The organism is Streptomyces sp. NPDC090445 (genome assembly GCF_044769385.1).
In the GTDB taxonomy this organism is placed as follows: Bacteria; Actinomycetota; Actinomycetes; order Streptomycetales; family Streptomycetaceae; genus Streptomyces.
The window spans coordinates 85,168-108,131 of sequence record NZ_JBIVXV010000001.1 but is presented as its reverse complement, the minus strand read 5'-3'; the positions used below and the strand labels follow the sequence as shown (position 1 = coordinate 108,131).

The 22,964-nt window shown below is 70.4% G+C and carries 21 protein-coding genes and 1 pseudogene; 11 read left to right on the top strand and 11 right to left on the bottom strand.

What is annotated here, in order from left to right; genetic code table 11:
- Window positions 1–52 precede the first annotated feature (52 nt).
- From ACIQUT_RS00500 to ACIQUT_RS00480, 5 genes are all read right to left on the bottom strand, one after another.
- The gene (locus tag ACIQUT_RS00500) at window positions 53–976 is read right to left on the bottom strand and encodes a carbohydrate ABC transporter permease (protein WP_403557731.1); all 924 of its coding nucleotides are present in this window, start codon (window positions 974–976) and stop codon (window positions 53–55) included.
- A 13-nt stretch (window positions 977–989) separates the two neighbouring features.
- Window positions 990–1,934, bottom strand: coding sequence for a carbohydrate ABC transporter permease (locus ACIQUT_RS00495; protein WP_403557729.1), 945 nt, complete (start codon window positions 1,932–1,934; stop codon window positions 990–992).
- Between the two features lie 25 nt (window positions 1,935–1,959).
- Complete coding sequence (gene ngcE, locus ACIQUT_RS00490) at window positions 1,960–3,384, bottom strand: N-acetylglucosamine/diacetylchitobiose ABC transporter substrate-binding protein (RefSeq protein ID WP_403557727.1); 1,425 nt, start codon at window positions 3,382–3,384, stop codon at window positions 1,960–1,962.
- Window positions 3,385–3,690: 306 nt separating this feature from the next.
- Entirely contained in the window at window positions 3,691–6,411 is a 2,721-nt protein-coding gene (acnA, locus tag ACIQUT_RS00485; protein WP_403557725.1) for an aconitate hydratase AcnA, read from the bottom strand.
- 261 nt (window positions 6,412–6,672) lie between these two features.
- Entirely contained in the window at window positions 6,673–7,113 is a 441-nt protein-coding gene (locus tag ACIQUT_RS00480) for a hypothetical protein (RefSeq protein WP_403557723.1), read from the bottom strand.
- A 144-nt stretch (window positions 7,114–7,257) separates the two neighbouring features.
- Here ACIQUT_RS00480 and ACIQUT_RS00475 point away from each other — a divergent pair, with 144 nt between their 5' ends.
- Window positions 7,258–7,380, top strand: a complete 123-nt coding sequence (locus tag ACIQUT_RS00475; RefSeq protein ID WP_403557721.1) for a hypothetical protein — start codon at window positions 7,258–7,260, stop codon at window positions 7,378–7,380.
- 39 nt (window positions 7,381–7,419) lie between these two features.
- On the opposite strand, the gene ACIQUT_RS00470 is transcribed toward ACIQUT_RS00475, so the two are convergent.
- Window positions 7,420–8,796, bottom strand: coding sequence for a diacylglycerol/lipid kinase family protein (locus ACIQUT_RS00470; protein WP_403557719.1), 1,377 nt, complete (start codon window positions 8,794–8,796; stop codon window positions 7,420–7,422).
- 129 nt (window positions 8,797–8,925) lie between these two features.
- Between ACIQUT_RS00470 and ACIQUT_RS00465 the strand changes: the two genes are divergently transcribed.
- Window positions 8,926–10,725, top strand: coding sequence for an alpha/beta hydrolase (locus ACIQUT_RS00465; protein WP_403557717.1), 1,800 nt, complete (start codon window positions 8,926–8,928; stop codon window positions 10,723–10,725).
- Window positions 10,726–10,740: 15 nt separating this feature from the next.
- On the opposite strand, the gene ACIQUT_RS00460 is transcribed toward ACIQUT_RS00465, so the two are convergent.
- Together ACIQUT_RS00460 and ACIQUT_RS00455 are read right to left on the bottom strand one after the other, a co-directional pair.
- Window positions 10,741–11,484, bottom strand: a complete 744-nt coding sequence (locus tag ACIQUT_RS00460; protein ID WP_403557715.1) for a lysostaphin resistance A-like protein — start codon at window positions 11,482–11,484, stop codon at window positions 10,741–10,743.
- A 141-nt stretch (window positions 11,485–11,625) separates the two neighbouring features.
- Window positions 11,626–11,846, bottom strand: a pseudogene (locus ACIQUT_RS00455) (ABC transporter ATP-binding protein); the annotation flags it as partial.
- Between the two features lie 70 nt (window positions 11,847–11,916).
- Between ACIQUT_RS00455 and ACIQUT_RS00450 the strand changes: the two are divergent.
- The 4 genes from ACIQUT_RS00450 to ACIQUT_RS00435 all read left to right on the top strand — a co-directional run bounded on the left by ACIQUT_RS00450 (window position 11,917) and on the right by ACIQUT_RS00435 (window position 16,548).
- A complete protein-coding gene (locus ACIQUT_RS00450; RefSeq protein WP_403557713.1) occupies window positions 11,917–12,777 on the top strand; it encodes an alpha/beta fold hydrolase in 861 nt (286 codons plus the stop codon).
- Between the two features lie 258 nt (window positions 12,778–13,035).
- Window positions 13,036–13,887, top strand: coding sequence for a DUF4253 domain-containing protein (locus tag ACIQUT_RS00445; RefSeq protein ID WP_403557712.1), 852 nt, complete (start codon window positions 13,036–13,038; stop codon window positions 13,885–13,887).
- A gap of 201 nt (window positions 13,888–14,088) precedes the next feature.
- Window positions 14,089–15,618: a helix-turn-helix domain-containing protein gene (locus ACIQUT_RS00440; RefSeq protein WP_403557710.1), complete on the top strand. Its 1,530-nt coding sequence runs from the start codon at window positions 14,089–14,091 to the stop codon at window positions 15,616–15,618.
- Between the two features lie 411 nt (window positions 15,619–16,029).
- Window positions 16,030–16,548 (top strand): hypothetical protein, encoded by a 519-nt coding sequence (locus ACIQUT_RS00435; RefSeq protein ID WP_403557708.1) that lies wholly within the window; start codon window positions 16,030–16,032, stop codon window positions 16,546–16,548.
- 74 nt (window positions 16,549–16,622) lie between these two features.
- On the opposite strand, the gene ACIQUT_RS00430 is transcribed toward ACIQUT_RS00435, so the two are convergent.
- Together ACIQUT_RS00430 and ACIQUT_RS00425 are read right to left on the bottom strand one after the other, a co-directional pair.
- Window positions 16,623–17,204 (bottom strand): HD family hydrolase, encoded by a 582-nt coding sequence (locus ACIQUT_RS00430; RefSeq protein WP_403557706.1) that lies wholly within the window; start codon window positions 17,202–17,204, stop codon window positions 16,623–16,625.
- Window positions 17,205–17,220: 16 nt separating this feature from the next.
- Window positions 17,221–18,264, bottom strand: a complete 1,044-nt coding sequence (locus ACIQUT_RS00425) for a helix-turn-helix domain-containing protein (RefSeq protein WP_403557704.1) — start codon at window positions 18,262–18,264, stop codon at window positions 17,221–17,223.
- Between the two features lie 436 nt (window positions 18,265–18,700).
- Here ACIQUT_RS00425 and ACIQUT_RS00420 point away from each other — a divergent pair, with 436 nt between their 5' ends.
- The 5 genes from ACIQUT_RS00420 to ACIQUT_RS00400 all read left to right on the top strand — a co-directional run bounded on the left by ACIQUT_RS00420 (window position 18,701) and on the right by ACIQUT_RS00400 (window position 22,583).
- Window positions 18,701–18,928, top strand: coding sequence for a hypothetical protein (locus ACIQUT_RS00420; protein WP_403557702.1), 228 nt, complete (start codon window positions 18,701–18,703; stop codon window positions 18,926–18,928).
- Between the two features lie 151 nt (window positions 18,929–19,079).
- On the top strand, window positions 19,080–19,238 hold the full coding sequence (locus tag ACIQUT_RS00415; protein WP_403557701.1) for a hypothetical protein: 159 nt from the start codon (window positions 19,080–19,082) through the stop codon (window positions 19,236–19,238).
- A gap of 110 nt (window positions 19,239–19,348) precedes the next feature.
- Window positions 19,349–20,269: a hypothetical protein gene (locus ACIQUT_RS00410; protein ID WP_403557699.1), complete on the top strand. Its 921-nt coding sequence runs from the start codon at window positions 19,349–19,351 to the stop codon at window positions 20,267–20,269.
- 34 nt (window positions 20,270–20,303) lie between these two features.
- A complete protein-coding gene (locus tag ACIQUT_RS00405; RefSeq protein WP_403557697.1) occupies window positions 20,304–21,542 on the top strand; it encodes a tetratricopeptide repeat protein in 1,239 nt (412 codons plus the stop codon).
- Between the two features lie 126 nt (window positions 21,543–21,668).
- Window positions 21,669–22,583: an IS982 family transposase gene (locus ACIQUT_RS00400; RefSeq protein WP_403557696.1), complete on the top strand. Its 915-nt coding sequence runs from the start codon at window positions 21,669–21,671 to the stop codon at window positions 22,581–22,583.
- Here ACIQUT_RS00400 and ACIQUT_RS00395 read toward each other — a convergent pair.
- Window positions 22,577–22,792 (bottom strand): DUF1272 domain-containing protein, encoded by a 216-nt coding sequence (locus ACIQUT_RS00395; RefSeq protein WP_403557694.1) that lies wholly within the window; start codon window positions 22,790–22,792, stop codon window positions 22,577–22,579. The two genes, ACIQUT_RS00400 and ACIQUT_RS00395, sit on opposite strands and share 7 nt — an antisense overlap.
- Window positions 22,793–22,964 lie beyond the last annotated feature (172 nt).

The window sequence follows — 22,964 nt, the reverse complement described above, 5'->3', positions numbered from 1 at the left end:
GTCATAAGTATGAGAGACATCCCTCTAGATCGTGCTGTGGCGGCCTCATGTGCTACTTGAGGGTGGAGGAGGTCAGGCCGGCCTGGATCTGGCGCTGGAAGGACAGGTACACCACCAGCATCGGGACCATGGCGATGGTCACACCGGCGAAGAGCACCGGCAGGTCGGTCTCGTAGCCCATCTGGTACTGGAGCTGGATCAGGCCCTGGGTGAGCATGTAGCGCTCGGGGTCCGATCCGGTCTGCGGCTGCATCAGCACGGACGGCAGGATGTACTGGTTCCACTGGCCCAGGACGTTGAAGATGCCGACGCTGATCAGGCCCGGCTTGGCCATCGGCAGCATCACCCGGAAGAAGATCCGGGTGTCGGAGGCCCCGTCGATCACCGCCGCCTCGTGCACGGCCGTCGGCAGCGTACGGAAGAAGGAGTGCATGAAGAAGACCGTGAACGGCATCGAGTAGGCGACGTAGACCAGGATCAGCCCCTGGTAGGTGTTGAGCATGTCGAGGCGCTTGACCATGAAGAACAGCGGGACGAGCGCCAGGAAGACGGGGAACATGGCCCCGCTGACGAAGAAGTAGTAGACGACCCGGTTGCCCGGGAAGGGGTAGCGGGCCAGCACGTACGCGGCCATCGAGCCGAGCAGCATCGTCAGCGGCACCGAGAAGGCCATGACGATCAGGGTGTGGGCGAAGTAGTCGCCGATGCCCTTGTCCCAGGCCCGGGCGAAGGCGTCGAGGTGCCAGTTGGAGGGCCGGCTGAGGGCCGAGCTGCCGATCTCGGAGTCGGTCTTGAACGACCCGAGCGCCAGCCAGACCAGCGGCAGGACGATCAGCACCGCCCAGAGGGCCAGGAAGCCGTGCGAGAAGACGTTCAGCGCCGTGCCGTCGGAGCCGCCGCCGGAGCCCTGCCCCGGGCCGGCGCCGCCGGCCCGCTCGTCGGAGCGCTCTCCGGGCGCCTTGATCACAGTGGTCATCGGGGTCTCCCGCTCAGAACTCGATGCGCTCGCGGCGGGTCGCGCGCAGCGTGACGACGGAGAGGATCAGGGTCAGCAGGAGCATGACCACGCCCATGGCGCAGGCGTAGCCGCTCTTGCCGAAGTACAGGAAGTTGCGCATGAGCACCGTGGCCATGACCTCGCTGTGGTGGTCGGGCCCGCCGCCGAACTGGCCGGAGGTCATCGTCGAGACCAGCACGAACAGGTCCATGGCGGCGATGCCGAGGTAGACGGCGGAGGTCTGCACGGCGTCCCACAGCAGGGGCAGGGTGACCTTGAGGAAGGTCTGGGCGCGGCCTGCGCCGTCGAGCAGGGCGGCCTCGTAGATGTCCCTGGGTACGGACTGCATGGCCGCCGAGAAGAGCACGAGGTAGAAGCCGACCCCGTGCCAGACCACGACGGACAGCAGGCACCACAGCACCAGGTCGGGCTCGTTGAGCCATTCGACGGGGTGGGCCGGGTCGACCAGGCCCAGCCCGACCAGGAGGCCGTTGAGCAGGCCGCCCTCGTCGCTGCGGTACACCGCGCCGAAGAGGACGGCGAGGATGGCGAGGGAGAGGACCTGCGGGAAGAAGTAGACGATCTTGTACACGGACGAGCCGCGCACGCCCCGCACCCCGCCGGCCCCACTGCGCCCTCCCGCGTTCACCATGAAGGCGAAGAAGAGGGCCAGCAGGATGGTGAGGGCCGGGACGAACACCAGGAGCAGCAGGTTGTGCCAGAGGGCGCCGCGGAAGACCTCGTCCTGCAGCAGGGCCGTGTAGTTGTCCCAGCCGACGAAGGCGAACGTGGGCGACTGGCCGGACCAGTCGGTGAAGGAGTAGCCGAAGGTCTGGATGTACGGCCAGATGACGAAGGTCAGGTACAGCGCGAGCGGCAGGAAGAGGAAGCCGCTGATGAAGCCGGCCCGCCCCCGCCCCCTGGCTACGTGGCTCATGGTGTCCGTCCGTCCGTCGGTGGCGTCAGCTGCGGCGGTTGTTCTTCGCGTTCGGGTCCTTGGCGGCCTTGTCCACCGCGGCCTGGGCCCGCTTGATCCACTCCTTCGGCTGGATCCGCTTGGCCATCAGCTCATTGGACGCGTTCTGGATCTCGGTGTCCATTTCGCTGTACCAGTCGGGGTACAGGTAGTTGAAGGTGTTCGCACCGGCCGCCTTGACGGCCTCGACGGCCGACTGGGTGCCCGGCCGCAGCCTGACGGCCGGGTCGACGCCGTCCTTGACGACGGTGAGGGAGTTGGCCTGCTGGGCGAAGAGGGTGGACCATTCGCGTGACAGCATCGACCGCAGGAACTCCAGGCCGCCGGCCTTGTTGGCGGCCTTCTCGGGGACGATGAAGGGCTCGCCGGCGCCCGCCCGGATGGCCTCGACGGGCAGCTTGCTGTCGGCGAGGACGGGTACCGGCAGGAACTTCATGTCGAAGTCGTCCGGGGTCTGCTTGAGCTGCTCGTTCTCCAGCCAGGAGCCGGAGGGGATGAAGGCCGCCTTGTACTGGTTCCAGGCGGTCTGGGACTCGGTGTGGGTCAGTCCGTTGGTGCCGGCCATGAGCAGGCCCTTCTCGACGACCTCGTAGACCGCCTCGACGGCGGCGAGGGCGGCCGGATTGCCCTCGAAGGCGTTGGGTTCCAGGTTGTCGATGGCCTTCATGGCCTCCAGACCGCCCTTCTTGGCGATCAGGTCCATGATGACGACGTTGATGTAGTACGGGAACTTGCCCTGGTGGGCGAGGCCGCCGAGGCCGGCGTCCCGGGCCTTGGTGCAGATGTCGAGGAACTGGTCCCAGGTCTTCGGCGCGGTCCAGCCCTTCTCCTTGAAGAGCTTGCCCGAGTACCAGAACCCGAAGACCGTGTAGACGTAGTAGAGGGCGACGAACTTGCCGCCCTGGGTGCCCTGTTCGACGGTGCCGGGGATCAGGACGTCGCGGATCCTGCGGTTCGGGTCGTCGAGGGACGGGGCGTCCAGGAGCTGGGTGAGGTCGGTGAGCTGGCCTCCCTTGGCCAGTACGTCGATCTTGATCTGCTGGGCGCCGGCGTCGTCCACGACGTCCGGGGGGTTGCCCACGTTGAAGCGGGGCTGGAGCTTGGCGGCGATCTCCTGGGTGCCCAGGTGGGAGCTGGTGGTGCCCCATTTCTTGTCGAAGGCGGCCTCCCAGGACTTCGCATAGTCGTCGCCGAAACCGCCCTTGAAGATGACGACGTCGAGCTTGCCGCCCTTGCCTACGCCGAAAGGGTTCTCCTTGGTGACGGGCCCTTTGGCGGGGCCGTTCGCCGAGGCGTCGCCGCCGGAGGCGCAGCCGGACAGGAAGCCCATCGCCGGCGCCGAGACCAGTCCGAGTGCGGCCGAGCGCTTGATCAGATCGCGGCGGCCCATGCCCTCGCCAGTGGATCCCATGCTCTTGTCCTCGCCTTCGTCCGAAGTGTGAAGGAGGCCGGGATTCAAGGCGGTTGTGGTACGCGCGGACGCTGCCGCAGCTCCCCGCCCATCCCCCCGTCCGGCGCCGCACGGCCGCGGCGAGCCGGACGCGCACAGGTATAGTCCACTCCCGTTCATGTGAGCAAGATCATGCGCAGCCATGTCTGGCAGCTTTTCCGAGTTGAGACCTCGCCGAAACCTGGCCCTGCCCCCGGACGGCCGAAAGGGCCGTACCCCCGTGACGGGGATACGGCCCTTCGGTGGAGCCCGGATCTAGCGCTGTGGTCAGCCGCGGATCAGGTTGCGGAGCACGTACTGCATGATGCCGCCGTTGCGGTAGTAGTCCGCCTCACCGGGGGTGTCGATGCGGACGACCGCGTCGAACTCGACACCGGTGTCGGTGGTGACCTTGACGGTGCTCGGCGTGGTGCCGTCGTTCAGCTCGGTGATGCCGGTGATGGAGAAGGTCTCCTCGCCGGTCAGGCCGAGCGAGTCGGCCGACTGGCCGGCCGGGAACTGCAGCGGCAGGACGCCCATGCCGATGAGGTTCGAGCGGTGGATGCGCTCGTACGACTCGGTGATGACGGCCTTGACGCCGAGGAGCGCGGTGCCCTTGGCGGCCCAGTCGCGGGACGAGCCGGAGCCGTACTCCTTGCCGCCCAGGATGACCAGCGGGGTGCCGGCGGCCTGGTAGTTCTGCGAGGCGTCGTAGATGAAGCTCACCGGGCCGTCAGCCTGGGTGAAGTCGCGGGTGAAGCCGCCCTCGGTGCCCGGCGCGATCTGGTTGCGCAGGCGGATGTTGGCGAACGTACCGCGGATCATGACCTCGTGGTTGCCTCGGCGCGAGCCGTAGGAGTTGAAGTCACGACGCTCCACACCGTGCTCGGTGAGGTACTTGCCGGCCGGGGTGTCGGCCTTGATGGCGCCGGCCGGGGAGATGTGGTCGGTGGTGACCGAGTCGCCCAGCTTGGCCAGGACGCGGGCGCCGGCGATGTCGGTGACCGGGGTGGTCTCCATCGTCATGCCCTCGAAGTACGGGGGCTTGCGCACGTAGGTGGACTCGGTGTCCCACTCGAAGGTGTTGCCGGTCGGGATCGACAGCGCCTGCCACTGGGCGTCGCCCGCGAAGACGTCCTGGTAGGACTTGGAGAACATGTCCTCGCCGATGGCGTTGGCGACGACGTCGTTGACCTCGGCCTCCGACGGCCAGATGTCCGTCAGGAAGACCGGGTTGCCCTCGGTGTCGACACCCAGCGCGTCCTTGGTGATGTCCACCTTCATGGAGCCCGCGATGGCGTACGCGACGACCAGCGGCGGGGAGGCCAGGTAGTTCATCTTGACGTCGGGGTTGATGCGGCCCTCGAAGTTGCGGTTGCCCGAGAGCACCGAGGTCACGGCCAGGTCGTGCTCGTTGACGGCCTTGGAGACCTCCTCCGGCAGCGGGCCGGAGTTGCCGATGCAGGTGGTGCAGCCGTAGCCGACGAGGTTGAAGCCGACCTTGTCGAGGTACGGGGTCAGACCGGCCTTGTCGAAGTAGTCCGTCACGACCTTCGAACCCGGGGCGAGGGTGGTCTTGACCCACGGCTTGCGGGTCAGGCCCTTCTCCACGGCCTTCTTCGCGACGAGCGCGGCGGCGACCATGACGTACGGGTTCGAGGTGTTGGTGCAGGAGGTGATCGCGGCGACGGTGACGGCGCCGTGGTCGATCGTGTAGGTGGTGCCGTCGGGGGCGGTCACCTGGACCGGGTTCGACGGGCCGCCGCCGTTCGGGCTGACGGCCGGGGCGTCGGAGGCCGGGAAGGACTCCAGCTCGGCCTCGTCGGCGGTGTCGACGTAGTTGAGGACGTCGCGCTGGAACTGCTCGGCGGCGTTCGCGAGGACGATGCGGTCCTGCGGGCGCTTCGGGCCGGCGATCGACGGGACGACGGTGGAGAGGTCGAGCTCCAGCTTCTCGGAGAAGTCGGGCTCGGCGGCCGGGTCGAGCCAGAGGCCCTGCTCCTTGGCGTACGCCTCGACGAGCGCGACCTGCTGCGCGGAGCGGCCGGTGAGCTTGAGGTAGTTCAGGGTCTCGCCGTCGATCGGGAAGACCGCGGCGGTGGAGCCGAACTCGGGCGACATGTTGCCGATGGTGGCGCGGTTCGCGAGCGAGGTGGCGGCGACGCCCTCACCGTAGAACTCGACGAACTTGCCGACGACGCCGTGCTTGCGCAGCATCTCGGTGATCGTCAGCACCAGGTCGGTGGCGGTGGTGCCGGTGGGCAGCTCGCCGGTCAGCTTGAAGCCGACGACGCGCGGGATGAGCATGGAGACCGGCTGGCCGAGCATCGCGGCCTCGGCCTCGATGCCGCCGACGCCCCAGCCGAGCACACCGAGGCCGTTGACCATGGTGGTGTGGGAGTCGGTGCCGACGAGGGTGTCGGGGTACGCCTGGCCGCCCCGGACCATGACCGTGCGGGCCAGGTGCTCGATGTTCACCTGGTGGACGATGCCGGTGCCCGGCGGGACGACCTTGAAGTCGTCGAACGCGGTCTGGCCCCAGCGCAGGAACTGGTAGCGCTCCTTGTTGCGGCCGTACTCCAGCTCGACGTTCTGCGCGAAGGCGTCGTTGGTGCCGAACTTGTCGGCGATGACGGAGTGGTCGATGACCATCTCGGCCGGGGACAGCGGGTTGATCTTCGCCGGGTCGCCGCCGAGCGCGGCGACGGCCTCACGCATGGTGGCGAGGTCGACGACACAGGGCACACCGGTGAAGTCCTGCATGATCACGCGGGCCGGCGTGAACTGGATCTCCTGGCTCGGCTGGGCCTGCGAGTCCCAGTTGCCGAGGGCCCGGATGTGGTCGGCGGTGATGTTCGCGCCGTCCTCGGTGCGGAGCAGGTTCTCCAGCAGCACCTTCAGGCTGTACGGCAGGCGGGCGGAGCCCTCGACCTTGTCCAGCCGGAAGATCTCGTACGACTCGTCGCCCACCTGCAGCGTGGTGCGGGCGTCGAAGCTGTTCGCCGACACGACAGTCTCCTTCATGCATGATTTCGCGCGTGTAACCGCAATCCTGCCGCCACGCCCTGTGGCCAATCCGCTAAGGTAAGGCTAAGTTAGGCAATCCTTACCAGCAGGGGCGGCTGCGGTACGCCTTCGGCAGATATCTCGATGTCGAGATAACCCTAGTGCATCGCCGCGCCCTGGTCATGCACGCGTGGCGCACGCCGCACTCCGGGGCGACCCGACCGCCCCGCTCGGCGTACGCGCGGCCCCCGCCCGCGGGCCGGTTCACGCGCCCGAGGTGTCGGCGAACACGGTCAGAAGGCTCTCCCCCGCACGGAGGGCGACGACGTCCGCCGAGGCGGAGCTCCCCACCATCAGCATCCAGCCGGACTTCCCGTACATGATCTTCCCCTCGCCCAAGGGCTCCGGGTGCCAGCCGCGGCGTTCCGCTTCGGCCTGCACCGCGCGCACGGCCCGCTCGGCGCGCGGGGTGTCCAGGACCATCATCCAGTCGACCCGGCCGGGGTGCCCCACACCGTCCCGGGTGATGCTGGTCGTCTTGCCCCGTGCCGGGGCGAGGCCCGCCGCGCGCACCAGCGCGCGGACCTCCGTGTCCACGGTGTCCCGGTCGGCGGTCGCGGCCTTCCTCGTGGACGTGGGCGACGGTTTCGCGCCGCCTGCCGTGCCGGTGCCGGTGCCGGTGCAGCCCGTCAGGACCAGGGCCAAGGCCAGGGCCGCCGACGCGGCCGGAACCGCGGCGGCCGCGCCGGACGCCTCGGGTGCAGGTACATCGCGAATCCCCCACTGGTGATCAACACCGGAGTCTCACACACGCCGGCGCAGGCCCGCCCGCCCTTCAAGCCAACGCCAATGGAGCGGTACGGGCTCACTGGCACCATCGACCCCCGCCACCTCTTCCCCACGGCCGAGGCGGCCGTCACCGCGTTCCGCCTGCGCACCGGAGCGCAGTGGACGGCGGACGGCCCGCCGTGACCCGCGCCGGCGCGCGCCCCGGCTGTGTCCCCGCCGCCGTCAGGTGCCGTCGCGGCCCGCCGCGGCCCGTCCCATCGTCAGGGCCAGCCGCCGCACCCGCCGCCAGTCCATCGGCGGCGAGCTGCGCGGCACGCCCGGACGGTTCCGGGGCACGCGCACCCGCAGCGCGCGGGGCGCGAGACGGCAGCGCACCGGGGTCGGCAGCTGCAGGGCCTCGCCGTCGACGCCCACCGGGATGACGGGCACGTCGGCCGCGACGACGACCTCGTGCGCGGTGCCGACGGTCAGCCCGCGGCCCTGCCCGCCGTGCAGCAGGAGCTCCGCCGCCTCGGCGGCGTTGCCGACAAGGATGCCGAGCACGCCGAGCTCGCCGGAGTCCAGCCGTTCCCGGCGTCCCAGCCCCGCCAAGTCGCCCCGCTCGTAGGGGTTGTTGCTCACCAGCACGGCCTGGGGACCGGCCATGGCCAGCGCACCGGCACTCAGGCCGAGCCGCGGGCCGCTGTCGTGGGTCAGCAGGTCGGGCAGCATCTCCAGGATCGTGCGGACCTTGTCGTCACGGTAGGCGGGGCTCTGCACGACCTCCGCGTACACCCCGAAGGAGGCGCTGTTGACGAACACGCGCTCCGGACGCCCCTCCGGAGACGGGGACTCAGGCCGGTACGGGTCCGCGGCTTCCGGGTCCCCCATGGTGATGTGGCCGAGGTCGACGCGCAGTTCCACGCCGTCGGTCAGCGCGTCGAGGCAGGTGGCGGGGTCCTTGCGGTCCAGTCCGAGGTCCATGGCGAAGTGGTTGCGGGTGCCGGCGCTGATCACCATGAACGGGACGTCGTGCTCCACGGCCACGCCGGCGACCAGAGCCTGCGTGCCGTCGCCTCCCGCCACGCCGAGCAGGTCGGCCCCGTCCTGGACGGCCTGCCGCGCCAGATCCGCCACGTCCTGCGGTCGGTCCGGATCGAGCACGACGACCTCGGCGCCCAGGTCCCGGGCCCGCTCCGCCAGCCGGAACCTGCCGACCTTGCCGCCGCCCGAACGCGGATTCATGATCAGGAAGGGCCGACGGGGCCGGTCCGCGGAGTGCTCCGGCATGCCCTCCGGCCGGTCCGGGGCGAGCGCCGCCCTGCCCGTGGCAACGGCCAGGGCCCACAGGCCCAGCGAGACCAGCACGACCCACAGCAGTCCGGCCGACGTGTACAGGAAAAGGACGCCGAGCGGCGCGGCCACCGCCAGCAGAACGGCCAGCATCCTGATCCAGCCGGTGCGCGTGAGCATCCACCATACGGCCGCGGCCGTGGCGGCGAGCCCCGCCCACCCCACCGCCATGAGCAGCAGGCTGCCGAACCCGCCGACGACCACGAGCACCAGAGCGGCCGCCAGGCCGGCGGCCAGGGCCACGCGCGCGGTCCAGCGCCTTCTCATGGGACGACCTCCCACCGGTTCACCCCTCAGGGTACGAGCGGGCACCGGGGCGCGGCCTGCCGGTGCCACGGACGGCGCCCCGGATGGCAGGGCGGGCCGGGCCGCGCGATCCTTGTCCCGGAGGAAGCGATGAGCAACGACCCGCCGGAGTCCGCCTCCCAGGATCCGCCGCCGCACGACCACGACGGCCGGACGGGCCCGCCCGGCGGCACGGGCGGACGCAGCGGCACGGACGGGGCCGGGCGCACGGAGGCGGCAGGCGGCACCGACGGGGCCGGGGGGTTCGGCGGGGCGGCCCGACACTGGCCGCACCTCACGCCGCCCGGCTGCTGGGGTGCGCTGCTCCTCGCGTGCCTCTCCTTCACCCCGTCACTGCTGCCCCGCGGGGGCGTCCTCCAGGGGCTGGTATGCGGGATCGCCGCAGCCATCGGATACGGCCTCGGCGTGGTCGCGGCCCACGTGTGGCGCGCCTTCGCCGACCGGGACGCCTGGACCCCCTCGCGCCGGACGTGGCTCGTCCTGGTCGTCGGCGCGGTCGTGCTGTTCGCCCTCGCCTTCGGGCTCGGACAGTACTGGCAGCACGAGATCCGAAGGCTGATGAGCGTCACCGACTACAACGTCCTCAGCGCCGTCGCCTGCCCGTTCGTCGCCGCGCTCGTCTTCCTTCTCCTGCTCCTGGCCGGCCGCGGACTGCGGGCCCTGTACGGATGGGCCGCGCGCCTGCTCCGGCGCTGGATCGGCTGGCGGGCGGCCCGGGTGGTCGGCTGGGTCGTGGTGGCGGCCATGGCGTGGACGGCGTTCACCGGGTTGCTGCTGGAAGGGTTCGTCAATGCCGCCAACGAGGCGTTCTCGGTGCGCGACACGCACACGCCCGAGGGCATCCACCAGCCCACGTCGTCCCTGCGCTCGGGCGGGTCCGGTTCCGTCGTCCCGTGGGACTCGCTGGGCCGGGAGGGCCGGGCCTTCGTCGGCAGCGGGCCGACCGCCGCGGAGATCGGCGCGTTCACGCACCGCCCTGCGCAGGAGCCCGTACGGACGTACGCCGGGCTTGAGACCGCCGACAGCGCGGAGGGGCGGGCCGCCAAGGCGGTCGCGGACCTCGAACGGGCCGGCGGCTTCGAACGCAAGAACCTGCTGGTCATGACCACGACGGGCAGCGGTTGGGTCGACCCCGCGGCCGTGGACACCTTCGAGTACCTCGGCAACGGCGACTCGGCCACAGTGGCGATGCAGTACTCGTACCTGCCGTCGTGGCTGTCCTACCTCGTCGACCAGTCCAAGGCCCGCGAAGCCGGCCGCGAGCTCTTCGACGCCGTCTACGACACCTGGTCCAAACTGCCGCAGGACAAGCGTCCGCGGCTGTTCGTGGCCGGTGAGAGCCTGGGGTCGTTCGGCGGCGAGACGGCCTTCAGCGGGGAGTACGACCTGCGCAACCGCACGGCCGGCACCCTGTTCGCGGGCCCGCCCAACTTCAACACGCTCTTCCGCGAGTTCAGCGACGGGCGCGTCGCGGGCAGCCCGGAGATCGAGCCGGTCTACAAGGAGGGGCGGACCGTCCGGTTCGCCGACGACCCGTCCACCGCGATCGAGCCGGCGGGCCGGCCGTGGGACGGCACCCGGGTGCTCTACCTCATGAACCCGTCCGACCCGATCGTCTGGTGGAGCCCGAACCTGGTCTTCTCCGAACCCGACTGGATCTCCGAGGCACCGGGCCGGGACGTCCTCGGGCAGATGTTCTGGATCCCCTTCGTGACCTTCTGGCAGATCACCGCCGACCTGCCCTTCTCCACGGGTGTGCCGGACGGCCACGGCCACACGTACAAGGTCGCGTACGTCGACGGCTGGAACGCGGTCATGCGGCCCGAAGGGTTCACGGCGCAGGACCTGGACCGGCTGAAGCACATCATCCGGCCGGACGGCTGGGGGTGAGCGGCCGCCCCGCGGTCAGCGCAGCAGGAACCCGGTGAGGTAGCCGAGCGCGTTGACCGCCCAGTGCAGGCCCATGGGCGCCAGCAGGCTGTCGCTGCGGCGGCGCAGTTCGCAGAACAGGACGCCGGCCGCCGCCGTGAACAGCACCGCCCCCAGGACCGCGAGGACGGCGCCCGCCCCGGAGGTGCCGACGACCGTGCCGACGGCGGGTTTCGCGGTCGCGAGGTGCAGCGACGGCAGCACGTGCCACAGGCCGAACAGGACGCTCGACACGACGGTCGCCCGCACCGCTCCTCGGGCGCGGCGCACCAGGCCGTAGAGCACGCCGCGGAAGGCGGTCTCCTCCAGCAGCACCGTGCCGACCGGGACCAGCACGAAACCGCGCAGCGCGAGCTCGGTGCCGGTCATCCCGGCGTACCGCCGGTCCTCGAACAGGGTGCGGGTCGCCGGGATCAGGGCCCCGGCCAGGTAGACGGCGCCGACCAGCCCGACCAGGACCAAAGCCCAGCGGGCGCCGCGGACCAGGGTGCCGGGCGCCAGGCCCGCGTCCGCCCAGGTGCCTCCGGCCAGGCGGAGCACGCCCAACAGCAGCGCGACCGCCACGACGGACGTGACCAGGCCGGGCGGGCCCGGCCACAGGTGTACGGCCGCGTTGGCGGCGGTGAGGACGGCCAGGGTGAGTGCCACGCCCGTCGAGGTGCCGATCGGCGGCCGCGGCCGGTCGGGCGGTCGGGCGTGCTCGGGGGCGTGGCGGGGCATGGGCGTATGTCGTCCTCCGGTCCCCGCGTCGCGGGAAGGGTCGTGCCGGGCTCGTCGCCGGGCTCATCGTGGTTCGCCGTCCGTCCATCTCCCCTCCGTCCACGCTAGCGGGCGCCTGCCCGATGCGCCCCGTACGCGCCGTCAGTGGAGGTCGGTGCGGGCTGGGCTGTCGTCGAGGAACCCGCCGGACTGGTGCTGCCACAGCCTGGCGTGGGCGCCCTCGCGGGCGAGCAGCTCCTGATGCGTGCGCTGTTCCATCCGGCCCCGGTGACGACGAGCCGGTCCATGTGGGCCACCGTGCTGAGCCGGTGCGCCACGGCGAGCGCCGTGCGCCCCTCCATGAGGCGCCACAGCGCCTCCTGGAAGTGGAAGGACGGTCGGGCGGGGGAAACCCGGTTGCCCGGCGGGCCGCGGGCTGCGACCGTCGCCCGCATGCCCACCTTCACCTCGTACGACGGCACCCCGCTCGGCTACCGCGTCCTCCCCGGACCGGACCCGGCCGGCGGCCCGGACCTGGTCTGCCTGCCCGGCGGGCCGATGCTGGACTCCGCCTACCTCGGCGACCTCGGCGGCCTGGCCGCACACCGCCGCCTGATCCTGCTCGACCCGCGCGGCACGGGCGCCTCGGCCGTACCCGAGAACCCGGCCACGTACCGCTGCGACCGGCAGGTCGCAGACGTCGAGGCGCTGCGCCGCCACCTCGGTCTGGACCGGATGGACCTGCTCGCGCACAGTGCCGGCGCGAACCTGGCCGCGCTCTACGCGGCCCGGCACCCGCAGCACACCGGCAGGCTGGCCCTGATCACGCCCAGCGTGGCCGCCACCGGCATCACCGTCAGCGGCGAACAGCGGCTGGCCGCCGCGCGGCTCCGCCGGGACGAGCCCTGGTTCCCGGCCGCCTTCGCGGCGCTGGAGCGCATCGTCGCGGGCCGGGCCGGAGCCGACGACTGGACGGCCGCCGAACCCTTCTTCCACGGCCGATGGGACGAGGCGACCCGGCAATTCGCCGCCGACGGAGAGAGCCGGAAGAACCAGGAGGCGGCGGCCGCGTTCGGCGGGGACGGCGCGTACGATCCGGCCGCGCTGCGGGCCGCGCTCGGCCGGTTCGAGCCGCCGGTGCTCGTCCTCGCCGGGGAGCTCGACCTGCAGGGCCCGCTCCCGGTGATGACCGAGTACGCCGGCCTCTTCAAGGACGCCCGGCTCGCCGTCCGGCCCGGGGCCGGCCACTTCCCCTGGCGTGACGACCCGGCCGCCTTCGCCTCGGCCGTGGCGGAGTTCCTGGCGGCCGACTGAGCCCGCTGAGCCCGCGCGGCGGGAATCGCGTCGCCCGGAGCCGCACCGCGAGCCGGCCTCGGCGTCGCCTTGTCGGCCTCGGCGACATCTCCCGCCGCACGGAAGCCGGTTCGGCGGTGCGCGGCTTCGTCGGCGAAGGCAACCGCGGCCGCCGGACCTGGCTCCTCGCCGGCCTGGAAGAACTCGGCGAGCGCCTCAAGGGTGAGGGCCCTTGCCGGGATGCGCGGGGGCGCGGGCGGACCGTAGGGTCCTGGGCCTGTGAGTAGTCTTCTCCACCGGCCCCGGCTTGATGCCGACGGGCTCGTCCGCGCCCTGCGCGCCCGCCTCCCCCAGGTCGGACCCCAGCGGGCCACCACGGCCGCGGGCGTCGAGGTGATCGGCGTGTCCGTGGCGCGGGACCGGGTGCGCGAGGTGTGGGACGAATGGCGCGGACGGCACGGGGAGACCGGCTGGTGGCCCTTCGTCACGCTGCTGTCGCCGGACGCCTTGGCCCGCAGCAGTCGGCATTCCGGCGTCGATGCCGCGGCCCTGGAGGACCTGATGGCCGAGGTGCTGCGCCAGGACCACGACGCCCGCGCGGCGTCCGTGGTGGTCTCCGCCCTCCGGTGGTCGGCGTGGGAGGACTCCGGGGAAGATCGGGAGGAGTGGTGCGACGACTACGACCCCGACCGGCTGGCGCCACGGCTGGGCCCGCAGCTCGCGGAGCCCCTGCCCGGGGTGTCGCGCTGGGGCTGCGGCGACCGGGACGTCTTCCGGGGCCGGAATCGGCGCTGGCTCAACTTCGTGGCGGTGCGAGGGGGCCACGAAGTGCCCGTGGTCCTGCCGTACGTGATCGGGACGGGCAACTGGTGCGGGTACGGTGACCGGTTCCTCACGCCCGCCGACGACGCGGCACTGCTGAGGCGCTGGCACGAGCAGTGGGGGGCCGGACTCTTCCTCGCCCAGGGCGCCTACCTCGAACTGGTCGTCGACCGGCCGCCGCTGGACCCGCGGGGTGCCGCGCAGGCCGCCACGGAGCTGATGGGCTACTGCCGCGACACGGTTCAAGCCCCCCGCAGCGCCGGCGACGGCATGGTGCGCTCGTCGGTGTGGTCGCTCTGGTGGGACTGAAGTTTCGCCCGACCCAGGCGAACTTCACCCATTTATCCGTATCGGGCCAAATAGTGCGGTATCACCCTTGCTCGGCGGGGTTCGCGAACCGTTCGCGGCGCCACCCGTTCGGCCCTGCGCCTCAGGAAAACTGACGGTCAGTAACACCCGCACGCCACACCCGACGCACGACTCATCTCATATCTGAGATACGGTGCACCCATGGCAGACGACTACCTCGTACGCATCGGCAAGCTCATCCGTGACGCCCGGCAGCACCGGGGCTGGACACAGAGTCAGCTCGCGGACGCCCTGGGCACCAGCCAGAGCGCCGTGAACCGCATCGAGCGCGGCAACCAGAACATCAGCCTTGAAATGATCGCCCGCATCGGCGAAGCGCTCGACAGCGAGATCGTCTCCCTGGGTTACTCCGGCCCGATGCACCTGCGCGTGGTCGGCGGCCGCCGGCTGTCCGGCGCCATCGACGTCAAGACGAGCAAGAACGCGTGCGTGGCCCTGCTGTGCGCCTCCCTGCTGAACAAGGGCCGCACGGTCCTGCGCCGGGTCGCCCGCATCGAGGAGGTCTACCGCCTCCTGGAGGTCCTGAACTCCATCGGCGTCCGCACCCGCTGGATCAACGACGGCGTCGACCTGGAGCTCGTCCCGCCGGCCGAGCTCGACATGGACGCCATCGACGCGGAGGCGGCCGTCCGGACCCGGAGCATCATCATGTTCCTGGGCCCGCTGCTCCACCGCATGGACCAGTTCCGCCTGCCGTACGCCGGCGGCTGCGACCTCGGCACCCGCACCATCGAGCCGCACATGATCGCCCTGCGCCGCTTCGGCCTGGACATCACCGCGACCGAGGGCATCTACCACGCCAAGGTCGAGCCCGGCGTCAGCCCCGACCGCCCGATCGTGCTGACCGAGCGCGGTGACACCGTCACCGAGAACGCGCTGCTGGCCGCCGCCCGGCACGACGGCGTCACGGTCATCCGCAACGCCTCCTCCAACTACATGGTCCAGGACCTGTGCTTCTTCCTGGAGGCGCTGGGCGTCCGGGTCGACGGGATCGGCACCACGACCCTGACCGTCCACGGCGTCCCGAACATCGACGTCGACGTCGACTACTCCCCCTCCGAGGACCCGGTCGAGGCCATGAGCCTGGTCGCCGCCGCCGTCGTCACGGAGTCGGAGCTGACGATCCGCCGCGTCCCGATCGAGTTCATGGAGATCGAGCTCGCGGTCCTGGAGGAGATGGGCCTCGACCACGACCGCTCGCCGGAGTACACGGCCGACAACGGCCGCACCCGCCTGGTCGACCTGACGGTCCGCCCGTCGAAGCTCGAAGCGCCCATCGACAAGATCCACCCGATGCCGTTCCCCGGGCTGAACATCGACAACGTCCCGTTCTTCGCGGCCATCGCGGCCACCGCCCAGGGCAAGACCCTGATCCACGACTGGGTGTACGACAACCGGGCGATCTACCTGACGGACCTCAACCGCCTCGGCGGCCGCCTCCAGCTGCTGGACCCCCACCGCGTCCTGGTCGAGGGCCCCACCCGCTGGCGCGCCGCAGAGATGATGTGCCCGCCGGCCCTGCGCCCGGCGGTGGTCGTCCTGCTGGCGATGATGGCGGCGGAGGGCACCTCGGTCCTGCGCAACGTGTACGTCATCAACCGCGGCTACGAGGACCTCGCCGAGCGCCTCAACTCGGTCGGCGCCCAGATCGAAACCTTCCGCGACATCTAGGGAAGCAGACACAAGGCTTGTGCAGGATCTGCGCAACGGAACCCACAATGACTGACGCGCCATCAGCAGCGCGATCGCACGCTTGAGGTCCCATCACTCTTCACGAAGGGTGATGGGACCTCATCGTTTGATCCACTTTTAACCAGAAAAGCCCAGGCCATAGCTGCCGTTTGGCATTTGACTGAGTGTTTGACCGGGCTCTGCGCGCGGCCTTAACGCCCCGTCCGTAGCTGACCGGGTGCCGCCCCTTCGGAGCGCGCTCGGGAAGCCGCGCGACGCCTCCGCCTGCCTCAGCCGGCCCGGTGGCGGGTTACACCAGCACAACGCCCAAGGCCGCGCCGATACGAAAAGGCCCGAGCATCCAGGGACGGTTGCGGCCGTCCCGTTCAGCGCTGCGGCTGGACGTACGCCATGGTGTGCCCCGACTGCCCGGGGTGCGGCTGTTACACCGGTCGGTGCTCTGGCTGGCGCCACGGCGAATACGGCGCCGACCAGAACGACGACACCGAGGCCGTCATCACCTCGCACGGCCTGAAGATGGGCAACAAGTCCGCCAACCAGATCCGCGGGGTCAAGGGCGTCGTCAAGATCGTCGACATGTATGGCGCCGACATCCTCGACGACGCGCTCACCCTCGCCGAGAAGGCGTGGAACCGCACCCCGGAGACCTGGGACAGCGTCATCCTGACCGGCCTGGCCATGGTGCTCTACAAGCACTCCGACGTCGTCAAGATCGACGACTTCGCGAAGAAGCTCGGCAGCAGCGGCGAGGCGTACCAGTGGCTGGGGAAGATCCGCACTGCCGCGACCGGCGGAGGCGCTCACGGTGACGGAACCGGTGGCCGAAACCTGGCCGCATACAACGTCTTCGCCAACGAGTGGGACAGGGGCCGCAAGCTGAACCGCATCAAGCCCAAGAGCGAGTTCTAGTCCACCTGCACAACACGAAGCCCCCGCTCCGGCCCCGAGCGGGCCAGCGGGGGCTTCTGCATTTCCGGCACCGGTTACTGGCCCAGGAACTTCTTCCGCCAATCCAGCGGGGTCATGTTCAGCGCGGCCTCGGCCAGGGCCTGCGCGGACGCGGTCTTGAGGCTGGCCAGCGAAGTGTCGATCCAGTCCTGAACCAGCGTGTTGCCCTGCGCCCGGTACTCCACCGCCTGCACGAGGCACTCCAGCTTGTCCGCGTCCTTGGCCACGATCGCCTCGGGGGTGTCGTTGGCCTCGTACGCCTCGACCACGCGCAGCACACCGGAGCGAACGGCGGGGTGTACGCGGGCAACCTGGTCCGCGGTCACGTCCACATTGTCGACGACGTCGATGTAGCGGCGGCCGATGTGCGGGATGTCCCCGATCCGGGTCTCCTGGGTGTCGTGGAAGAGGCACATCAGGGCGACCTTCGCCGGGTCCACGCCCTCCATCATGGCCAGAACGGCACCGATGATGCCCACGCGGAACGAGTGGTCGGCGATCGACTCGGGGTTGTTGTTGCCGGTGAACCACCACCCGGTCCGCTTGGCCTGCTTCATGACGCCCATCTCGAAGATGAACGCGGCCGTTCCCTGCGCGTTCGCCGTCTCGTCTGCCATGTGGTGACCTCCGCTCTCAGGTGCGATCACGCAAAACGTAATGCACCGCGCTTAGTTCGTGCCGCGACCTTTCGGAGATCCCCCGCCCGTCCAGTAACCGTCCGGTACGCTCCTCCAGCTCCCGCACCAGCACCCTCGATGCCCGAGGCAGCCACGGGTGCGCCGTCAGCAGGGCCCACAGAGTGTGGGCGTACAGGTCCGCGTATCCGGGCGCGTAGTGCAGCCCGTAGGTCAGCCCCCGCAGCAGCGTCACCGGGTCCCAGCCGGTCAGGTCCCGGTCGCGCATGAACCCGTCGTCGGGCTGCGGAAGGCGGACGCCGCCGAGCCAGTACGCCCAGTAGTTCAGGTTCGCCGCTTCCGCCGTGTCGTCGCCAGCCAGCGAGCGCTCAATGAAGTCGAGCAGCGGCTGTGGGTCGCCCAACCGGGCAAGTGCCGTTGCAGTGGACCGGGCTTCCGCCCAATGCTCCGACCATCCCCGGCGGCCCAGCACTCCCCGCCGGGCGTGCAAGGCGTGCGCCGTCCAGGAGACCGCCTCCGGCCCCCGGTCGTACGACGCCAGATACAGGGCCTGCCGGTGCAGCAGCACCCCACCCTCGCCGCGCCGGGCCGACTCGGCGGTCTCCCGCAGGTGCTCGAAGAACTGGCCGCGCTCGCCCGCACCCAGCAGCGGAGCCGACGCGGAGGGGCCACGGCGGGGAGCCGGGATCCGCCCCGCCAGAGCGGGCGGCGGCGTACCGGTCAAGGCCCACGCCAGCATGTGCGCAGTGTCCCTGGTGTGCACCCACGACGCCAGCGGGTGAAGCCCCATCTCCTCCGGCGGATCGAGGGCGGCCCCGATGATCTGGTCTGCGTCCATCGCCGGATCGAGCAGCCCCACCACGCCCGCGTCCGCACCCAGGGCCCCGAGCCGTCGCCGCAGATTCAGCAGCGCCCCGGCCTTCATGTTCGCCAGTGGGCGCCGGCCGGACTCCCAGCCCTGCAAGGTGCCCAGGTCCACGCCCAGGGCCTCCGCCATGGCCGCCTGCGTACGCGGGATGCTCTCCCGCGCCAGCCTCAGCACAAAGCCCGCAATCGCTCCTGTGGCCGCACGTCCCCGTGCGGGCGGTGTACCCGCCATGCCCAGCTCCCCGACGACGCTCCGTCCCCCCAACACGTACTGCCAGTCAGTCCTATCGCGTCCCCAGCGACCGTACGTTCAAGACGCGGAAACGGACAGGACCCGGAAGGGGAAAGGCCGTTGACGTCCCCCACGCAGCGGGCCGCAGGCCCCACCTTCGCGCCGCCCTGCGGCCCGCTGCGCCCCCGTCGGAGAGGAGCAAGGCCATGAGCACCCCCTCCCTGCACCCCCTCCCTGCCGCGCCGGAACCCCGGAGCCAGCGGACGCACCCTCGCCATACAGGAGACCGCCCCCGGGGCACCGAGCCGGGCCCTGCGCGTCCGCGCGGCCAGCGGCTGGGAGAAGTTCATGCGCCGCCGCGACATCGAAGGCGGTGACCGTGTCCCGCCCCGGCCGTGAGCGCCAGCGCCAGACACTGCCCGGCTGGGTGTCGGAGGGGACCACCGTCAGAGACCCGGCCGAGAACAAGATCGGGGTGGTCCAGTTCATCGGCGAGTGGCAGGACCCCACGACCCGCATCACCATCACCAACGCGGTCTTCGCCCGACCCCCCGGCGGCGGCAAGGAGTGGATCGTCAAGGACCCCTCCAGCCTCAAACGGGGCTGACACCTCGCAAACTCCCGCCCTGCACCTACGGCCCGGGGCGGCCAGGCTCCCACCTCGACCGGATGCCGCACAGCAGAGCTACGGCCGAGGTGGGGCACGACCCTGCACCGCAGCGGTGCGGGCTGACCCTTCGTGAAAGGGAGGATCTCCCATGTCCAACGAGACCCAGGTCAGCAACCTGACGAGGCGTCTGGACCACTCGGTTCCGGACGGCGTGTTCGAGCCGGAGGTGGCCGTCGAGTCCCTGACCCGGCGCCTGGACCACTCCGTCCCGGACGGGGTGTTCGAGCCGCAGACGTCCGCGGTCTGACCCCGGCTCCAACCTGATGCCGCCTGACTGACGGTATGGCGGGCCGACTCGGAGCAGACTTCCGGGCCGGCCCGCCGCCTTTTCCGCACCCCGATTAAGGAGAGTCCGCAGTGCAGATCACCACCACCGTAGTGTCCGGCTCCTTCTTCGACCTCGACCGCCAGGACCCCGCGCTGATCCGCCTGCGCGAGGACGGCGCCGAGCGGGCCCTCCCGTTCGCCCTGATGGAACGTCTCATGAAGTCCGGCGTCCCCTACGCCGAGCACGCCCGCGCCCTCGGCAGCGACCCCGTCCACGTCTCCGGAACCGCCTTCGACTGGTTCGCCGCCGAACTCCCCGGGCAGATCGCCGACGAGATCAACCTGAGCAACTACGAGATCGTGGAGCACACCGGCAAGCGCCGCGCGGCCCTTACCCAGGCACTGGAGCGCATGGCCACCGTGCACCCCGAGGGCTTCGCCCGCGTCCGAGAGTTCGTCCGGGGCTTGCTGTGGGTGGGCCTCAAGCCGGGCGTCCGCACCTCCTCGCTGACCAGCTCCAGCGACCCGGCGCTCCCCTACGTCATCGTCTTCTCCGAGAAGGCGCGGCACCACATCCCGCCCAACACCGTCAGCGAGGAGCCGTCCCACCTCTTCCTCGCGGAGAACATCCTGCACGAGGGCGTGCACCAGTCGGTCAGCTTCCACGTCCTCCAGCACCAGGTCTTCGCCGACGGCTACAACTCCAAGACCTCTCCCAAGATCGAGATCGCGTGGCGCGCGACACAGGGCGAGGCCCGAAACCAGTTCTGGGAAGTGGACCGGGCCTTTCACGCTACGTGCGTCTACAACCAGCTCCTGCGGTTCCGCCGGACCGAACTCGACCGCGACGACCTGACCCCCAACGAGCGCGCGATCTTCCAGGCCGCCTACGACGAGGGCATGCCGGCCGTCCGCTACCTAATGGGCCAGCTCGAACTCCTCGCCGAGCACTTCACCGAGCACGGCAAGGAGCTGCTGACCGGCCTGCGCCACCAGACCGACCAGCTGTAGAACTCATCCACCAGAACGACCTTCGGAGGGGCGAGTGCTCCAGCACCTCATCACCCAAGACGAGAACCTGCGCATGGTCCCCACCGACCGGGACAAGCTGACGGCCGCCGCCGCCCGGCTCCGCGAGGAACTCCGGGACCCGGCCACGGATGCTGACCCTGACAGGCGGCGCGTGCTAACCCGGTGGACCGGCATCGCCTCGATCGCGCTGGGCGACTACCCCGGCGCCCGCGCCTTCCTGCGGCAGGCCCTGGACCTCGCCACGGCCAGCGGCAGCACCCGGGCCGTCATCGCCACCCAGCTCAACCTCGGCGACGCCTACCGCTACGCCGGAGAGGCACAGATCGCGGACGCCCTCTACCGCAGCGCCCTGGACACCGCCCGCGCCCAGCAGCCCGACTTGCTCGACTTCGCCCTCCAGCACTACGCCAAGCACCTCATGGAACAGGGCGACCTCGTACCGGCCCGCGCCCACCTCCAGGAAGCGCTTCGGCTGCGGATCGAGAAGGTTGACAGCGACCTGATCCAGTCCACCCAGGCCGCCGTTGACTGTGTCGAGCTGCTGCTCGGCCAGGCCGAGCCGGCAGCCGGTACCGCGGAATCGGCCCAGTGGAGCAGGGGGTGGACGTCATGGCTCCAGTCCCACACCTCCACCCACACCCCGGCCCGGTGGAACGACGACTTCCCCACCATCCGGGACGCCGTGCGCACGCTCACCCAGCACGAACGCCTTCGGCCCCGGCACCTGCGGGATCAGTTCCCCGTCGAGCTGATCTCCGCGATGACGGAGGAGACCGAGAAAGCCTTGGCCGCCGAGGGCTACCTGCACAACGGCAAGTGGAACGCACCCGTCGGCGACGCGGCGAACCTCTTCGCCAGCGAGGTGGACCTGGCCGCGGTCGTCGCCCGGTCCGCCGGCCTGGAGGTCGAACAGCCCCACACCGGCGTCTACATCGCTTACCTGGACGAGGGGCAGTTCCTCGACTTCCACGTGGACGAATTCGGCTTCGGCGAGGCCAACCTGATCCTGTGCCTCAAGCACGACCGCCCCACCACGGCCCCCACCGCGAGCGCCACCGTCTTCGTCAACGCCGACGGCTACCGCGCGTGCGAACTCGCGCCGGGAGACTGCCTCGTGTTCGACGGGGCCCACACCCCGCACGGCCGGACACCCCTCGGCGCCGGAGAGCGCGTCATCCTCGTCAGCTTCGGCTTCCGGGCCAGGGATCAGGCACTGCGTTCGGTCGCCGTGCTTCCACCGGTCCCACGCTGAGGGCGACTTGCCCCCTGACGACTGACCGAGTGCCGAAACCCACCCCCAGGGTCCTCAGATCGCCCTAGATGATCGATTCCAAGGGATCGGCTGCGCGCATGGGACGAGGGCGTCCAACGTCAGTGTGTGAAGACAGAGTTGGACACCCTCGCAATCGCACTCTATGTGAAGACCGACGACCTGCTGAAGGGGTCGCCGAATCTCGCGCCACGGCGGCCGGCCGTGGGGATCGCCCCGCAGCTCACCGACGCCGAGCTGGTCACGCTGGCGATGATGCAGGCCATGCTCGGGTTCACCTCCGAGGCCAGGTGGCTCCGCCACGCCCGCTCCCACCTGCGACACCTCTTCCCGTACCTGCCCCAGCAGCCCGGCTACAACAAGCGGCTGCGCAAGGCCGCCGAACTCCTCCGCCGGGTCACCCGGTTACTGGCCGCAGACACCTCGGTGTGGAGCGACGACGTGTGGATCGTGGACTCCACGCCGGTGGAATGCGGCCGTTCCCGCGAGACCGTCAAACGCTCCGACCTGGCCGGATGGGCCGAGTACGGCTACTGCGCCAGCCACAGCCGCTACTTCTGGGGCCTGCGGCTGCACCTGGTGTGCACCCTCCAGGGCCTGCCCGTCACCTTCGCCCTGACCGGGGCCAAGGCCGACGAGCGCGAGACCCTGCTGGACCTCCTCGCCGCAGAACCAGGCCTCGTCACCGCACGGCCCGGACAGACGCTGATCGGCGACAAGAACTACTTCGGCCAGAGCTTTGAACGCGAGCTCGCCGAACAGGACATCCGGCTCCTGCGGCCGGCCCGCAAAGGCGAACCGGAACGGCCCGGAGCACCCCTGTTCAAACCCCTGCGGCAGGTCATCGAGTCGGTCAACGAGACCCTCAAAGGCCAACTCGATCTCGAACAGCACCGAGGACGCACACCCGTTGGTGTTGTCACCCGCGTCATGCAGCGCATCCTCGCGCTCACCGCCGCGATCTGGCACAACGACCACACCGGACAGCCCGTTCTACGATCACTCACCGCCTACGATCACTGACCCGCGCGGCTGATCGTCTGCTCGGCGGCGGGCGCCGGCGCACGGCGAGGGCGGGCGACGAGTTCACCGCCGCAGTTGGGGCACGTGTCCCGCATGGCGTCGCTGCAGGACACGCAGAATGTGCACTCGTACGAGCATATGCGGGCTGACGAGACCTGCGGCAGCACCGTTTCACATCGTTCGCAGCGGTCGCGCATCTCCAGTGCCATGGCTCTCCTGACAGGTTCAAGTATCCGTTGCCCCGGTGTCAGCACCGGACGAAGTCAAGTGCCATTCTCGGAACAAGGATCTTGACCTGACACTGTCGACAGGGACAGCTTTGCGTAAGATCCGGCCACTGCCGGAGCGCCCGAGCAAGCTGCAGACGACACCTCTTCGCAA

What these genes read in the sequence shown, in the direction of transcription:
- ACIQUT_RS00500 (WP_403557731.1), bottom strand. Translation starts at nt 976, where the DNA reads ATGACCACTGTGATCAAGGCGCCCGGAGAGCGCTCCGACGAGCGGGCC.
- ACIQUT_RS00495 (WP_403557729.1), bottom strand. Translation starts at nt 1,934, where the DNA reads ATGAGCCACGTAGCCAGGGGGCGGGGGCGGGCCGGCTTCATCAGCGGC.
- ngcE (WP_403557727.1), bottom strand. Translation starts at nt 3,384, where the DNA reads ATGGGATCCACTGGCGAGGGCATGGGCCGCCGCGATCTGATCAAGCGC.
- ACIQUT_RS00475 (WP_403557721.1), top strand. Translation starts at nt 7,258, where the DNA reads ATGGAGCGGTACGGGCTCACTGGCACCATCGACCCCCGCCACCTCTTC.
- ACIQUT_RS00470 (WP_403557719.1), bottom strand. Translation starts at nt 8,796, where the DNA reads ATGAGAAGGCGCTGGACCGCGCGCGTGGCCCTGGCCGCCGGCCTGGCG.
- ACIQUT_RS00465 (WP_403557717.1), top strand. Translation starts at nt 8,926, where the DNA reads ATGAGCAACGACCCGCCGGAGTCCGCCTCCCAGGATCCGCCGCCGCAC.
- ACIQUT_RS00460 (WP_403557715.1), bottom strand. Translation starts at nt 11,484, where the DNA reads ATGCCCCGCCACGCCCCCGAGCACGCCCGACCGCCCGACCGGCCGCGG.
- ACIQUT_RS00450 (WP_403557713.1), top strand. Translation starts at nt 11,917, where the DNA reads ATGCCCACCTTCACCTCGTACGACGGCACCCCGCTCGGCTACCGCGTC.
- ACIQUT_RS00440 (WP_403557710.1), top strand. Translation starts at nt 14,089, where the DNA reads ATGGCAGACGACTACCTCGTACGCATCGGCAAGCTCATCCGTGACGCC.
- ACIQUT_RS00435 (WP_403557708.1), top strand. Translation starts at nt 16,030, where the DNA reads ATGGTGTGCCCCGACTGCCCGGGGTGCGGCTGTTACACCGGTCGGTGC.
- ACIQUT_RS00430 (WP_403557706.1), bottom strand. Translation starts at nt 17,204, where the DNA reads ATGGCAGACGAGACGGCGAACGCGCAGGGAACGGCCGCGTTCATCTTC.
- ACIQUT_RS00415 (WP_403557701.1), top strand. Translation starts at nt 19,080, where the DNA reads ATGTCCAACGAGACCCAGGTCAGCAACCTGACGAGGCGTCTGGACCAC.
- ACIQUT_RS00395 (WP_403557694.1), bottom strand. Translation starts at nt 22,792, where the DNA reads ATGGCACTGGAGATGCGCGACCGCTGCGAACGATGTGAAACGGTGCTG.